We start from the raw sequence: 14605 nt of genomic DNA on the forward strand, positions 1-14605 counted from the left end.
GGTCCCGCGTTACGGGGCGGAGGCGCGTCAGGTCTCGCGGGGGGCCGGGAGGTGCGGGAGGCGGTCGGCCGCGACGACGCCCTCCAGGTAGCCGCGGGCCCGCTCGGTACGGGGGTACGCCTCCAGCAGCCGCCAGAAGCGGGGGCCGTGGCCCGGGACCAGCAGGTGGGCCAGCTCGTGCAGCAGGACGTAGTCGACCACGTACTCGGGCATGCCCTGGAGACGGTGGGACAGGCGGATGCTGCCCTCAGCGGGGGTGCAGGAGCCCCAGCGGGTGTTCTGGTTGGTGACCCAGCGGACCGAGGCGGGGCGGGCGCGGCCGTCGTAGTACTGCTCGGACAGGCGCGCGGCGCGCGCGGTCAGCTCGGCGTCGCCGAGCGTCCGCTTGCTCTCCTGCGCGGCCAGTTTGTCGAGCATCAGGCCGACCCAGCGCTGCTCCTCGGCCTCGGACATCCGGGCAGGGATGAGGACGACCGTGCGGTCGCCTTCCCGGTAGGCGGAGACGGTCCTGCGGCGGCGCGCGCTCCGGCGGACTTCGACGGCGCTGTGCGGTGGATCGGCGGACACGCCCAAGACCGTACCGGGTGGCCGTGGCCGAAGTCCTCCCCCTGCCGGGTTTGAACGATTAATAGCCTTAATTCCTGCCGCCTGTGGACAACCCCCGGCCGGGGGTTCCGGGGACGGGCATTCTCGCTGGTGTGCGGGAGGGTCCCGGCATCCACGGAAGTGAGGCATGTGATGTATCCGAAGGTGAAACCTGCATTGGCGCGCGCCTGGCGCGATCTCCAGACGGTCCAATTCGGGGTGGCGCCCGCGCACGCGGTGGTGTTCGGTCCGCTCGACAACGCCGCGGGCGGATTCCTGGACCTGCTCGACGGCACGCGCGCGCTGCCGGCGCTCCGCGAGGCGGCCGCGGCGCTCGGGCTGCCCGAGGGGCACGCCGACCTGCTGGTGCGGCGGCTCGCCGGAGCGGGGCTGCTGGACGACTCGACCGCCGGCGGCCCGGCCGCGCAGGCGATGCGGCGCCGGATGGACATGGTCGAGCGGTTACGCCCGGACCTGGGCTCGCTGTCGCTGGTGCGGCGGGAGCCGGGCGGCGCCCTGCGCGGGCTCGCGGCCCGGCGGGCCGCGCGGGTCCAGGTGCGGGGGCTGGGCCGGGTGGGCGCGCTGGTCGCGGCGGTGCTCGCGGGTGCCGGGGTCGGCCGGGTCGAGGGGGTGGACGGGGGCGTCGTGGAGCCTAGTGACGTGGCGCCCGGCGGCCTGCCGCAGGACTCGGTGGGGATGCGGCGGGACGACGCGGTGCGGCAGCTGGTGCGGGCCGCGGCTCCGGCGGCGCCGCCGAGGAGCGGGCCGGCGGCCGGTGCCGGGGCGGCGGAGCCGGGGCTGTCCCTGGTGGTGGTCGCGCCGCGGCGGGGGCTCGCCGGGTACGCCCCGGACCCGGCGGAGACGGCCGACTGGGTCGGCTCCGGTACCCCGCACCTGTTCGCGGGGGTGCTGGAGGGGACGGGGGTGGTGGGGCCGCTGGTGCTGCCGGGGGAGACCGCCTGCTCGGGGTGCCTGGAGCGGGACCGGGTGGCGCGGGACCCGGCGTGGCCGAGGCTGGTCACGCAGTGGCGTTCGGGGCGGGGGCGGGCGGGTCCCTCGTGCGACATGGGGGTGGCCACCGCGGTGGCCGGGCTGACCGCGGCCCATGCCCTGGCCTTCCTCGACGGCCGGTTGCCCGCGTCCGCCGGGGCGCGCTGGGAGGTCGCGGTGCCCGAGCTGGACTGGCGGCGGGACCCCGTACCCGCGCACCCCGACTGCCCCTGCGGGGCGGCCCGGAGCGGAGAGGGGGAGCGCACCGGCGTCGGTCGAGAGCCGCAGGACACAATGGCCGGGTAACCGCCGTCCGCGGCGCGGCTGTGTGGGAACTGGAGGGGCGCATGTCTGATCTTCCCCGGAAGGCGGTCACCCGTACCGTCAAGCTGGCCGCGCTGCCCTTGGGCATCGCGGGGCGGGCCACCTGGGGTCTGGGCAAACGGATCGGCGGGAAGTCCGCGGAACTCGTGGCGCGGGAGCTGCAACAGCGCACGGCCGAGCAGCTGTTCCGCGTCCTCGGGGAGCTGAAGGGCGGCGCGATGAAGTTCGGGCAGGCCCTGTCCGTCTTCGAGTCGGCGCTGCCGGAGGAGGTGGCCGGCCCGTACCGCGCCGCGCTGACCAAGCTCCAGGAGGCGGCTCCGCCGCTGCCGGCGGGGACGGTGCACCAGGTGCTGGCCGAGCGGCTGGGCGAGGACTGGCGGGACCTGTTCCTGGAGTTCGAGGACAAGCCGGCCGCGGCTGCCTCGATCGGGCAGGTGCACCGGGCGGTGTGGCACGACGGGCGGGAGGTCGCGGTCAAGGTCCAGTACCCGGGTGCCGGTGAGGCCCTGCTGTCGGACCTGACGCAACTGGGCCGGTTCGCCCGGCTGCTGGGGCCGCTGATCCCCGGCATGGACCTCAAGCCGCTGATCACGGAGATGCGGGACCGGATCGAGGAGGAGCTGGACTACGCACTGGAGGCGGAGGCCCAGCGGTCGCACGCCGACGTGTTCGCCGACGACCCCGACGTGGTGGTGCCGGACGTGGTGCACCAGGGCGAACAGGTGCTGGTGACCGAGTGGATGGAGGGGACACCGCTGTCGGAGGTGATCTCCGACGGCACGCAGGAGCAGCGGGACGCGGCCGGTCAGCTGCTCGCGCGCTTCCTGTTCTCGGGCCCGGCGCGGACGGGGCTGCTGCACGCCGACCCGCATCCGGGGAACTTCCGTCTGCTGGAGGACGCGGACGGCGGCCTGCGGCTGGGCGTGCTGGACTTCGGCACCGTCGACCGGCTGCCGGGCGGTCTGCCGGCGACGATCGGCCGCTCGCTGCGGATGGCTCTGGAGGGCGACGCCGAGGCGGTCTACGAGGAGTTGTGCGCCGAGGGGTTCGTGCGGAGTTCGATCGAGCTGGATCCGGACGCGGTGCTGGAGTACCTGCGGCCGATCATCGAGCCGGCGGACCTGGACGAGTTCACCTTCACCCGGGGCTGGATACGCGGGCAGGCGGCGCGGATCGCCGATCCCCGGTCCCCGGCGCACCAGTTGGGCAAGCAGCTCAACCTGCCGCCGGCCTACCTGCTGATCCACCGCGTGACGCTGAGCACCATCGGGGTGCTGTGCCAGCTGGGCGCGACGGTGCGGCTGCGGGAGGAACTCCAGGCCTGGCTGCCGGGATTCCTCGCGGAGGAACCGGCCCTCGGGGACTGAGCCACCACAGGGTCACCACCTGGTCCGGGTCACCACCAGGACGAGTCCAGTCTGCCCTCGATGGCCCGGATGTTGGCCCGGGCACAGTCGTCGCAGAAGAACTGTCTGCTGCCGTTCTCCACGGAGCAGGTCCAGGTGACCGGGGGGCCCTCGGGGGCCTGCTTGCCACAGCGCGCGCACACGACGGCCCCGTTCGCGGGACCCGGCGGTGGGGGGTGGGGAGTCTGCTGGTCCACCTCCAGACGATATCGCCGCGAGGTGTTGACGGCGTCCGCAACGCACCGTGGGGACCGGTCCGTTCGGACCGGTCCCCACGGGAGGCGGATCGGGCTGGGTCAGCCTTCAGGCCGCTGGATCAGTGCATGACCGCCATGGCCAGCGCGCGGCGGGCGCGCATGGAGACGCGCTCGGCGCGCCGCTGCATGCGGCGGGCGGCGATCAGGCGCACGGCCTGACGTTCCGCCTCGACCTCACGCAGGCGTTCGTTCATATGGGCACGGGCCAGGGCTTCTGGGATGAGTTGCATTTCGCGGGTCCTGTTCTGACGCGAGATGTGCGCGCCGGGGGTGTTGAAGTCGGTGGTGGCGGAGCCGGACGGCTGCTCGGAGGTGTGGGGGGTCATCGGGGCCTGCTTCGGAGGTTCGTGCGTGAGGGGACGGTCGATGGTGCCGATGCCGGTCATGCCGCGACCGGGTTCTTGCGCGGGCGGCCACGGGGCCGCTTGCGGGCGACGACCACACCCTGGACGAAGAGCTCTCCGCCCCAGACGCCCCAGGGCTCGCGGCGCTCCTTCGCGCCGGCGAGGCAGGCCTCGACCAGCGGGCAGGTGCGGCAGAGCGACTTGGCGTACTCGACGTCGGCCGGGGACTCGGCGAAGAAGACCTCCGGGTCGTAGGTGCGGCACGGAACGGGCACGCCGAGGTTCTCGATGGCGTCGTCGAGCGCGGTGAGCGCGGTGAGCGGAGTCAAGGCGGAGTCCTCCGGGACTGCGGGCGGGGAGATCATCTGGGAGGGCGGTACGGACGGGGCGTGCGCTTCGAGTTGCACGGTGGTTTCTTTCCTCGTCTGTTCGGTTCGGCCTGTTGGCCGGGTTTCGGCTGGTACCGGGTGTTGCCAGTCCCGAGGCCCCTTCGCTCCGTCGTCCCCGTTCGGGGACAAACAGAAGGGCCGCGGATCCCGGGTGGGGTTCCGCGGCCCTGAAGGCGCCTGCCTGATCAGGAGATCAGGCTGGATCACTCCAGGGTTCGAGCCCACGGAAGGCCCACATCGTGTGGTGCTGCGTCGTCTGCTTCAGGGATCCGGCACCGGTGGCCGCAAAGGCATAGGCATCTGCCTGAGCCACTGCTACTGCTGCCGGTGCCTGGGTCGGTCGCTCGCTCCGCTCATTGCGCTCACGGACCGGAAGGGTCGCGAGGGCGGCGGGACCGCCGACGAAGGCAGCGGACAGACCGGTGCCCTGAGCAGCGGGAATGAACGAGACGAGCTGGGTGGAGCCGAGCAGGCAGGAAGCGGCGACCGAGCGATCGGTCATTTTGGTGAAGGTCATGAAGCTGGTCACTGGTCTCGCCTCCTCTCGGCGTCTCGGGGACGGTGGCCCGGGGGCCTGTCCCATGCGTATTCGGATAAGTACAGCACGGAGCGGGGGCCTCAGAGAAGCCACCGTTTCCGTTGCTAAGAACCTATGGGGAGCTGCGGGGCATGTGCAAACTATTTTTCCGACGAGTTTCTACGCGTCGTCCCCGTCCGCCTCCTCGGGGTCCTGACCTGCGCAGATGGCCAGGACGTCGGCTCCGAACCGCTCAAGCTTGCGGCCACCCACTCCTGAGATCATCGCGAGCTCTCCGCCGTCGGACGGCGCGGCCTCGGCGATCGCCATCAGGGTCTTGTCCGTGAAGACGCAGTACGCGGGCTGTCCCAGGCTCTTCGCCTGCCCCGCGCGCCAGTCGCGGAGGCGCTCGTAGAGTCCCTCGTCCATGTCGGAGGGGCAGTCCTCGCAGCGCATGAGCTTCATCTCACCCGCGTCGTTGAGCGTCTTGCCGCACACCCGGCACAGCACGGGGCCGCGGTGCCGCCTGCGGACGCCCCGCTCGATGCCGCCGGCCCCGCCGGTGCCGCGGGGGCCCCCGCCCAGGGAGCCGGGGCGCAGGCCGTTCAGGAAGCGGCTGGGGCGGCGGGACGCCCGGCCGCCCGGGGAGCGGGCCAGTGCCCAGGACAGCGTGAGGTGGAGCCGGGCGCGGGTCACTCCGACGTAGAGCAGGCGCCGCTCCTCCTCGATCTGGTCGTCGGTCTTCGCGTATGTGATCGGCAGCATGCCGTCGGTGAGCCCGACCAGGAAGACGGCGTCCCACTCCAGACCCTTGGCCGCGTGCAGCGAGGCGAGCGTGACGCCCTGCACGGTCGGGGCGTGCTGGGCGGCGGCCCGCTCGTCGAGCTCCACCACGAGGTCGGCCAGGGTGACCTCGCGCCGGGCGCGGGCGAAGTCCTCGGCGAGCCGGACCAGGGCGGCGAGCGACTCCCACTGGTCCCGCACGGCGCCGGAGCCGGCGGGGGGCTGCGGGGTCCAGCCGTTCGCGCTGAGGACGGCGCGGACCTGGGCGGGGAGCTCGACCACGTCGTCCAGCAGCGGGTCGTTCGCTCCGAAGCGGGCGGCGCTGCGCAGCTCGGCGATGGCCCGGCGCACCTCCTGGCGCTCGAAGAAGCGTTCGGCGCCGCGGAGCTGGTAGGGCACGCCCGCGTCGGCCAGGGCCTGCTCGTAGACCTCGGACTGAGCGTTGATCCGGAAGAGCACGGCGATCTCGCCGGCGGGTACGCCGCTCTTGATGAGGTCGCTGATCCGGCGGGCCACGCCCTCGGCCTCGGCCGGCTCGTCGGCGTATTCCGCATAGACGGGCTCGGGGCCGGGCTCGCGCTGGGAGACCAGCTCCAGCCGGTGGTCGGCCGCGCGCCCGCGGGCCTGCCCGAGCAGGCCGTTCGCCAGGTGCACCACCTGGGGGGTGGAGCGGTAGTCGCGGACCAGCTTGACCACGGTGGCGTGCGGGTGGCGGTTCCGGAAGTCGAGCAGGTGGTCCGGGGTGGCGCCGGTGAAGGAGTAGATGGTCTGGCTGGCGTCGCCGACCACGCAGAGGTCGTCGCGGTCGCCCAGCCAGAGTTCGAGGAGCCGCTGCTGGAGGGGGCTGACGTCCTGGTACTCGTCCACCACGAAGTGCTGGTACTGGGCGCGGACGGTCTCCGCGATGTCGTGGCGGTCCTGGAGGATGCCGACCGTGAGGAGCAGCACGTCCTCGAAGTCGATCATGACGCGGTCGCGCTTGAGCTGCTCGTACGTCGAGTAGATCTGGGCGATCTCCGCCGCGTCCCGGGGGGCCTCCCGGCCCGCCTTGTGGGCGGCGGCCGGGTAGTCGCCGGGGACGGTCTGGGTGACCTTGGCCCACTCGATCTCGCCCGTGACGTCCCGCAGCTCGTTCCGGTCGAGGCGGACGCGGCAGCGGGCCCCGGCCTCGGCGACCAGCTGGATCTTGCGCTCGACGAGCCGGGGCAGCTCCCCGCCGACGGCGCGCGGCCAGAAGTACTGGAGCTGGCGCAGGGCGGCCGAGTGGAACGTGCGGGCCTGCACCCCTCCGGCGCCGAGCGCGCGCAGCCGGCCGCGCATCTCGCCGGCCGCGCGGTTGGTGAACGTGACGGCCAGCACGCTCGCGGGCTGGAGCACGCCGGAGCGCACGCCGTACGCGATCCGGTGGGTGATGGCGCGGGTCTTGCCCGTGCCCGCACCGGCCAGCACGCACACCGGCCCCCGCAGCGTGGTCGCCACCTCGCGCTGCTCCGGGTCCAGGCCCAGGAGCACCGCGTCGGCCGACTCCGCTTCGGAGGGGAAGGAGGGGGAATGCGTTGCTGCTGTCACACAGCCATGCTGCCAGGTCCCACGAGGCGGACGCGGCGGTTGTCCACAGGGGAGGGGGGTCGGTCGTACGAATATGACTGATGCCACGGGGCAGGCGGCGGGAATGACCGGGGGCCGCCGTACGTTCGCATGGTCGGACCGACGTGGCCGTAAGGCCCCGCCGGTCCGCTCGTGACCACGTCCCCAGAGGAGCGCACCCACCATGCAGGGTTCCGTGACGATGTACAGCACCACCTGGTGCGGCTACTGCCGCCGGCTGAAGAGCCAGCTGGACCGGGAAGGCATCGCCTACACCGAGATCAACATCGAGCAGGACCCGGAGTCGGCCGCCTTCGTCGAGAAGGCGAACGACGGCAACCAGACCGTCCCCACCGTCCTGGTGGTCTCCTCCACCGGCAGCGAGCGGGTCATGACGAACCCGAGCCTGGCCCAGGTGCAGCAGGCCCTCGCCGTCTGAGGCCCGCAGCGCGCGACGCCGAGCCCCCGCCGAGGCGGGGGCTCCGTGCGTCACGGGCCCCCGCCCCGCGCGTTCCGGGGCCGCGCCGGGTCAGCCCAGCGGCTTCGGCAGCGGTTCGCCGTACCAGAGCTCGACGAGCCGGGCGGCGATCGAGATCCCCGACGGGGGCACGACCTCACCGGACTCGAAGGCCAGGCGCAGCTCCTCGCGGGAGAACCAGCGGGCCTCCTCGATCTCCTCGCCGTCCACGTTGATCTCGGAGCTGGTGGCCCGGGCCCGGAAGCCGAGCATCAGGCTGGACGGGAACGGCCAGGGCTGGCTGGCGACGTACTCGACCTCCCCGACGGTGACGCCGGCCTCCTCCCACACCTCGCGGACCACCGACTGCTCGATGGACTCGCCCGGCTCCACGAAGCCGGCGAGCGTGGAGAAGCGGCCCTCCGGCCAGTGCACCTGGCGGCCCAGCAGCGCGCGGTCCTGGTCGTCGGTGACCAGCATGATCACCGCGGGGTCGGTACGCGGGTAGTGCTCGGCCCCGCAGGCCGGGCAGCGCCGGACGTGCCCGGCCGCGGCCACCACGGTGCGCTCGCCGCAGCGCGAGCAGAAGCGGTGCAGCCGCTGCCAGTTCTCCAGCGCCACCGCGTGCACCATCAGCCCGGCGTCGCGCGGCGACAGCAGCAGCCCCGCCTCGCGCAGCCCCGCGGGGCGCGCGGACTGGTCCATCCGGCCCGGCAGCGAGTCCTTCTGGAGGGCGAAGTAGCTGACGCCGTCCTCGTCGGTGCCCAGGAAGTACCGGTGGGTCTCGGTCAGGGGCGCGTCGAAGGCCGGGGTCATCACGATCCCGGTGCCGCCGTCCGGGGTGTCGTCGATCAGCACCTGGCCGCCGGAGACCACGAAGACCCGCGTGGTCGGGTGGCTCCAGGCGGCCGCCAGCCAGGCCTCGTCGAGGCGGTGGTGGGCGGCCCGGTCGATGCCACTCGGCGCGGTCAGCGAGACCGGACGGCCCGCCGTCAGACCCAGGTTCTCGGTCGAGGTGCTCACAGGTGCTTCCAACTCCCCCGTTGTGTGGTGAACGGTGCGTGTGTGGTGCGGTGCGGCGCACGTGATCGTCGGTGGCGGCCGGCCGTGAGGGGCGGCCGGCCGGGGCGGACTCGGACAGGGGCCGCCCTCCCCCGGTCACCGGTGGGCGGCGCCCCCGGTCCAGTTCTCCGCCAGGTCGCCCCAGAGGTAGGCGGTGGCCTCCACGCCCTTGAGCAGCAGGTCCAGCTCGATCTTCTCGTTGGGGGCGTGCCAGCCGTCGGACGGTACGGAGATCCCGAGGAACAGCACGGGTGCTCCCAGCACGTCCTGCAGGTCGGCCGCCGGGCCCGAGCCGCCCTCGCGGGTGTAGCGGATCTTCTCGCCGAAGGCGCGGCCCATGGCCCGGGTCACCGACTGCAGCGCCGGGTGGTCCAGCGGGGTCAGGCAGGGGCGGGTCGGGGCGCCGAAGACGATCTCGTGGCGGATGCCGGCCGGGATCCGGGCCGCGACCCAGTCCTTCACGGCCGCCTCGATCACGTACGGGTCCTGGCCGGAGACCAGCCGGAACGACAGCTTCAGCTGCGCGCCCTTGGGGATGATCGTCTTGCCGCCGGGGCCCTGGTAGCCGCCGCCGATGCCGTTCAGCTCGGCCGTCGGGCGGGCCCAGACCCGCTCCAGCGTCGAGTACCCGGCCTCGCCGAGCGTCCCGTGGGACTTGGCCGTGCGCAGCCACTCCGACTCGTCGAAGGGCAGCTCGGCGATCAGCTCGCGCTCGGCGGGCGAGAGCTCGGCGATGCCGTCGTAGAAGCCGGGGATGGTGACCCGCTCGTCCTCGTCGTGCAGCGCGGCCACCAGGCGGGCGGCGACGGTGGCCGGGTTGGGCACGGCCCCGCCGAAGGAACCGGAGTGGATGTCCTGCTCGGGGCCGAACAGCTCGATCTCGCAGTCCGCGACGCCGCGCATGCCGGTGCAGACGGTCGGGGTGGTCTCCGACCACATGCCGGTGTCGGAGACGATCACCACGTCCGCGGCCAGCCGGGCGGCGCGCTCCTCGACGAGGTCGCGGAAGTTCGGGGAGCCGGACTCCTCCTCGCCCTCCACCAGCAGCTTGAGGTTGACCGCGGGCGCCGTGCGGCCGGTGGCGGCCAGGTGCGCGCGGACGCCCAGGGTGTGGAAGAACACCTGGCCCTTGTCGTCGGCCGCACCGCGGGCGTACATGCGGGCGCCGCCCCCGGCCGCCTCGACGATCACGGGCTCGAAGGGGTCCGTGTGCCAGCCGTCCTCACGGGCCGCGGGCTGGACGTCGTGGTGGCCGTAGACCAGCACGGTGGGAGCCTCCGGGTCACCGCTGGGCCACTCGGCGAACACCGCGGGGGCACCCGCCGTGGGCCAGACCTCCGCGACCGGGAAGCCTGTCTCGCGGAGCTTGGCGGCCAGCCAGTCGGCGCTGCGCCGCACGTCCCCGTCGTGGTCCGGCTGGGCCGAGACGGAGGGGATGCGCAGCCATTCCGCGAGGTCGTCGAGGAAGGCGGCGCGGTGCGTGTCGATGTACGTACGGACGGCGCTGTCCGGGGTGAGGCTCATACCCCGAGCCTAGCCGCCCGTCCGGGGCCCCCTTCGCGCGCCCGATTTGCCTTGGAGGATCCGCTCAAGGGCGGCCCTGCCGGGCAGCCGGGAGGGGCGGATCACCCGGCCGCTGCGGACGTGCAGGAACGCGGCGGCGACCCGCTCGGGGTCGATGCCGTGGGCTTCCGCCCAGGCCAGGCGGTAGATGGCGAGCTGGAGGGGGTCGGCGTTCGTGCCGTGGCCGGTCTTCCAGTCGACGATCTCGAAGCCGCCGTCGTCCGTGCGGTACACGGCGTCGATCCGGCCCCGGACCACCCGGCCCGCCAGGGTGACCTGCACGGGCACCTCCATGCGGTACGGGGTGCGGGCCGCGTACTCGCTCCGCTCGAAGCTGGCCTTGAGCAGCTCCAGGTCGCGCTCGTCGGCGATCTCCGCGTCGGTGCCGGGCAGGTCCTCGGGGTCGAGCAGGGGCAGCTCCAGCTCGTCGAAGCGGGACTCCACCCAGGCGTGGAAGCGGGTGCCGCGGCGGGCCGCGGGCTGCGGGGGCTTGGGCATGGGGCGGGCGAGCTCGCGGACGAAGCCCTCCTCGTCGGCGGCGAGCCGCTGGAGCTGCGACGCGGTGAGCGCCTGCGGGAGCGGTACGTCGCGCACGGCGGCCCGGGCCCGGCGCAGCTCCCCGGCGAGCGCCTCCAGGTCCCGGTCCCAGGACGCGGCGAGCCGGGCCTCCTCCGGAGTGAGGCGGGGCCCGCGCGTACGGGCGGCGGACGTGCCCTCGGGGCCACGCCCCGCCGGCCCCCCGGCCCCGGCCCTGGGCGCCGGCACACCGGAGCGCGCCGGGTACGCGTCGTCCCCGGGCGCGCCCTGGCCGGCCCAGGGGTCCTCGTCGCCCCAGGGGTCGCCGGAGACACCCGCGGCACGGGGGGCGGGGTCCGCCGCAGGCTGGCCGGCCGGGCGGTCACTCCGCACGCCGTCCGCACGCAGGGGCTCGCCGGCCCGGGCGCGCGGCGGGTCCGCGGGCACGTGAGGACCCGTCGCCGCGCCCCCACCGAGGGACGGGGCCCAGGGGTCCTCACCGGCCCAGGGGTCCTCGTCGGCCCACGGGGCTTCGGCAGCCCGAGGGGTCTCGGACCACTCGCCGGCGGCGGTGTCCGGGAGGGCGGGGGTGGTGCCGTCGGCGGACGCACCGGGGCCGTGCTGCGGTGCCTCCGGTCCGCCCGCGGCGGGCAGGCCCGTGCGGACGTCCTCGCCCGCCCACAGGTCCTCCCGGTCGTCCGCGCCCCCGGAAGCACGGAGGCCGGCCGGGCGGTCCCGGTAGGCATCCGCATCCACGGTGGCGCGTACGCCACGGGCCGCCCCCGAGGCGGGGACGGCGCGGCCGGGCGGCGTCCCGTCCGGGGCGGCGTACGCCGTGCCGTCCGGGCCGTACCAGTCGTCCGGGAAGGGGTCGTCGCAGTGCGGCGGCCAGAGGTACTCCCCGGCGTCCTCCCCGCCGGCGCGAAGCGCCTCGCCCCGCCCGGCATCCGCACCCGACGCACGGCCCTCGCCCCGCCCGGCATGCGCACCCCGCGCACGGCCCTCGCCCCGCCCGGAACCCGTATCCGGGCCGGAGGCCTCCAGGTGGGCCAGGACCAGGTCGGCGGCCGCGCGGCGGCGGCGGAGGGCCGCGCGGTCCAGCGGGAGCGGCCAGGACCGGTCGTGCCCGGGGGTGTCGAGCGCGGGGTTCGTCTCGTCCTCGCCCGGCCGCTCCGCCCAGACCTCGATCTCCCCGTGCCCCGTCACGCAGTGCGCGTACAGCGCCTCCAGGAAGGCCGACGGGCCCCGCAGCCGCTTCTGCGAGGGCCCCCACCAGTGCCCCGAGGCCAGCAGCAACGAGCGCGGCCGGGTGAAGGTGACGTAGCCGAGGCGCAGCTCCTCCAGCTCCGTGTGGTCCTTCATCTCGGCCTTGTACGCCTTCATCGCGGCCGAGGTCCAGCCGCCGACGTCCGGCAGCGTCGCCGCGTCCCCGCGCAGGGCGTGCGGCAGCACCTGCGGCTGCGCCGTCCACGACTCGCGCGGCCGGTCCGACGGGAAGGCCCCGGTCACCAGCGAGGGCACCGCCACCACGTCCCACTCCAGGCCCTTGGACTTGTGGGCGGTCAGCACCTTGACCGTGTTCTCGCCGCCGGGCAGCGAGTTGTCCAGCCCCTTCTCGTACTCGGCCGCGGTGCGCAGGAAGGACAGGAAGGCCAGCAGCGAGGTCTCGCCGTCGAGGGCGGCGAACCCGGCGGCCACGTCCAGGAAGTTGGACAGCGTCTCGCGCCGCCGGGCGGCCAGCGCGTGCGGCGAGGCCGACAGCTCCACGTCCAGACCCGTGGCGGACAGCACCCGGTGCAGCACGTCCATCAGCGGGTCGGCGAGCCCCCGCCGCAGGTCGCGCAGCTCCGCCGCGAAGCGGGCGAACCGCACCCGGGCATCGGCGGAGAACGGCAGGCCGTCCTCCGCGCCGCCCCCGTCGAGGAAGGCGTCGAGCGCGTCGGCCAGCGAGATGATCTCCGAGGGGTCGACCCCCTCGACGGCCTCCGCCAGCCGGTCGGCCTCGTCCTCCCCCCGCTCTCGTGCCACCAGCAGCCGGGCGCGCCGCCCCAGCAGCGCCAGGTCGCGCGCGCCGATCCGCCAGCGCGGACCGATGAGCAGCCGGACGAGCGAGGCGTTGGCCCCCGGGTCCTGGAGCACCTCGCACATGGCGACCAGGTCGGCGACCTCGGGCAGGTGCAGCAGCCCGGACAGGCCGACGACCTCGACCGGCACGTCCCGGGCGACCAGCGCGCCCTGGATGGCCGGGAAGTCGGCGGCGGACCGGCACAGCACCGCGATCTCGCCCGGCGCCGTGCCGGTGCGCACCAGGTGCGCGAGGGAGTCCGCGAGCCAGTCCAGCTCCTCGGCGTGCGTGGGCAGCAGCGCACACCGCGCGAAGCCGTCCCGCTCGGCGCCCGGAGCGGGATGCAGCGCCTCGACGCCCTCGTGCATCGCGCGCAGCGGGGCGGCCAGGCCGTTGGCGAGGTCGAGCAGGCGGCCGCCGCTGCGGCGGTTCTCGCTGAGCGAGTACCGGGTGGCCGGGCTGCCGTCGGTGTACGGGAAGTGCTCGGGGAAGTCGTCCAGGTTCGCCACGGAGGCCCCGCGCCAGCCGTAGATCGCCTGGCAGGGGTCGCCGACGGCGGTGACGGCGTGCCCCGTACCCCCACCGAACAGCCCGGACAACAACAGCCGCTGCGCGACCGAGGTGTCCTGGTACTCGTCCAGCAGCACGATCCGGAACTCCTCGCGCAGCAGCGCGCCCACCTCGGGCCGGGTGGTGGCGAGCCGTGCGGAAAGGGCGATCTGGTCGCTGAAGTCGAGCAGGTCGCGCGACCGCTTGGCCGCGCGGTACCGCTCGGTCAGCTCCAGCAGCTCCAGCCGGGCCGCGGCGGCCGCCGGGACCTTCCGCAGGTCCTCGTTCCCGAGCTTCACGCCGGCGAGGCCGGCGAGGAGCCCGGTGTCGTACGCGCGCAGCCGGTCCGGCTCGACCAGGTGCTCGGACAGCTCCGAGTCCAGCGCCAGCACGTCACCGACCAGGTCGGGCAGGGACCGGGTCAGTGCCGGATACGGCCCGGGCGCCTCCCGCAGCACGCGGGCGGCCAACTGGAACCGCGTCGCATCGGCAAGCAGCCGCGCACTGGGCTCCAGCCCGATGCGCAGCCCGTGATCGGTCAGCAGCTGCCCGGCGAAGGCGTGGTACGTGGAGATGCGCGGCTCCCCCGCCACGCCGTCCGGATCTCCGGGCAGGGGATCGGGGTCGGTGACCCCGGCCCTGACGAGCGCGGCGCGCACCCGCTCGGCGAGCTCGCCGGCCGCCTTGTTGGTGAAGGTCAGGCCGAGCACCTGCTCGGGCGCGACCTGCCCGGTGCCCACCAGCCACACCACGCGCGCGGCCATGACCGTGGTCTTGCCCGACCCGGCTCCGGCCACGATGACCTGCGGGGCGGGCGGCGCGGTGATGCAGGCCGTCTGCTCCGGGGTGAAGGGGATGCCGAGGAGCTCCTTGAGCTGCTCGGGATCGGTGATGCGCGCGGACACGAGAAAAGAGGCTAGCCGGGTCCACCGACATCCCGGACGTTCCGTTCCCCACACCCACCACCGCCGATGTACCGAGCCGCCCCCACTCCCCACCACCGCGGGGCCCCGCCCCTCACCCCGCCCCGCCCCTCACCGCGCCCCGCCCCTCACCCCGCCCCGCCCCGCCCCTCACCGCACCCCTCCCCCGCACAACCCTTGGCCGCCCTGGTGGGTCGTGTGGTGTGTGGGGCAGGTGCTTGAGGCGTCGTGGCAGGCTGGACCGGAGGCAGGCCCGGGCCGGGGGTGGCCGAAGGCCAGGGGCGCAGC

General features: G+C 74.4%; 12 protein-coding genes. 3 read left to right on the top strand and 9 right to left on the bottom strand.

The genetic code is table 11. The features are described 5' to 3' along the window. Positions 1-27: 27 nt before the first annotated feature. Positions 28-735, bottom strand: a complete 708-nt coding sequence (locus ACIQUR_RS12790) for a M48 family metallopeptidase (RefSeq protein WP_403662609.1) — start codon at positions 733-735, stop codon at positions 28-30. A 3-nt stretch (positions 736-738) separates the two neighbouring features. On the opposite strand from ACIQUR_RS12790, the gene ACIQUR_RS12795 reads away from it, so the two are divergent. Together ACIQUR_RS12795 and ACIQUR_RS12800 are read left to right on the top strand one after the other, a co-directional pair. Continuing rightward, entirely contained in the window at positions 739-1881 is a 1143-nt protein-coding gene (locus tag ACIQUR_RS12795) for a TOMM precursor leader peptide-binding protein (RefSeq protein ID WP_403662612.1), read from the top strand. Between the two features lie 41 nt (positions 1882-1922). Next, positions 1923-3266 (top strand): ABC1 kinase family protein, encoded by a 1344-nt coding sequence (locus tag ACIQUR_RS12800; RefSeq protein WP_403662615.1) that lies wholly within the window; start codon positions 1923-1925, stop codon positions 3264-3266. A 29-nt stretch (positions 3267-3295) separates the two neighbouring features. On the opposite strand, the gene ACIQUR_RS12805 is transcribed toward ACIQUR_RS12800, so the two are convergent. From ACIQUR_RS12805 to ACIQUR_RS12825, 5 genes are all read right to left on the bottom strand, one after another. Continuing rightward, positions 3296-3502, bottom strand: coding sequence for a hypothetical protein (locus ACIQUR_RS12805; protein ID WP_403662618.1), 207 nt, complete (start codon positions 3500-3502; stop codon positions 3296-3298). Between the two features lie 119 nt (positions 3503-3621). Continuing rightward, entirely contained in the window at positions 3622-3948 is a 327-nt protein-coding gene (locus ACIQUR_RS12810; protein WP_403662621.1) for a hypothetical protein, read from the bottom strand. Beyond that, positions 3945-4313 carry a WhiB family transcriptional regulator gene (locus ACIQUR_RS12815; protein WP_399945165.1) on the bottom strand — a complete coding sequence of 123 codons (369 nt, stop codon included), beginning with the start codon at positions 4311-4313 and terminating at the stop codon, positions 3945-3947. The genes ACIQUR_RS12810 and ACIQUR_RS12815 overlap by 4 nt, the downstream gene beginning before the upstream one ends. A gap of 175 nt (positions 4314-4488) precedes the next feature. Further along, the gene (locus ACIQUR_RS12820) at positions 4489-4878 is read right to left on the bottom strand and encodes a hypothetical protein (RefSeq protein WP_403662624.1); all 390 of its coding nucleotides are present in this window, start codon (positions 4876-4878) and stop codon (positions 4489-4491) included. 114 nt (positions 4879-4992) lie between these two features. Continuing rightward, positions 4993-7107: an ATP-dependent DNA helicase UvrD2 gene (locus ACIQUR_RS12825; RefSeq protein WP_403662720.1), complete on the bottom strand. Its 2115-nt coding sequence runs from the start codon at positions 7105-7107 to the stop codon at positions 4993-4995. 259 nt (positions 7108-7366) lie between these two features. Here ACIQUR_RS12825 and ACIQUR_RS12830 point away from each other — a divergent pair, with 259 nt between their 5' ends. Beyond that, entirely contained in the window at positions 7367-7621 is a 255-nt protein-coding gene (locus ACIQUR_RS12830) for a mycoredoxin (RefSeq protein WP_399945160.1), read from the top strand. 90 nt (positions 7622-7711) lie between these two features. On the opposite strand, the gene nudC is transcribed toward ACIQUR_RS12830, so the two are convergent. The 3 genes from nudC to ACIQUR_RS12845 all read right to left on the bottom strand — a co-directional run bounded on the left by nudC (position 7712) and on the right by ACIQUR_RS12845 (position 14299). Next, entirely contained in the window at positions 7712-8674 is a 963-nt protein-coding gene (gene nudC, locus ACIQUR_RS12835; protein ID WP_403662627.1) for an NAD(+) diphosphatase, read from the bottom strand. Positions 8675-8797: 123 nt separating this feature from the next. Beyond that, entirely contained in the window at positions 8798-10225 is a 1428-nt protein-coding gene (locus tag ACIQUR_RS12840) for a dipeptidase (RefSeq protein ID WP_403662630.1), read from the bottom strand. A 9-nt stretch (positions 10226-10234) separates the two neighbouring features. After that, on the bottom strand, positions 10235-14299 hold the full coding sequence (locus ACIQUR_RS12845) for a UvrD-helicase domain-containing protein (protein WP_403662633.1): 4065 nt from the start codon (positions 14297-14299) through the stop codon (positions 10235-10237). Between the last annotated feature and the right edge of the window lie 306 nt (positions 14300-14605).

Origin of the sequence: Streptomyces sp. NPDC101132 (genome assembly GCF_044759225.1) — a bacterium.
Classification (GTDB): domain Bacteria; phylum Actinomycetota; class Actinomycetes; order Streptomycetales; family Streptomycetaceae; genus Streptomyces.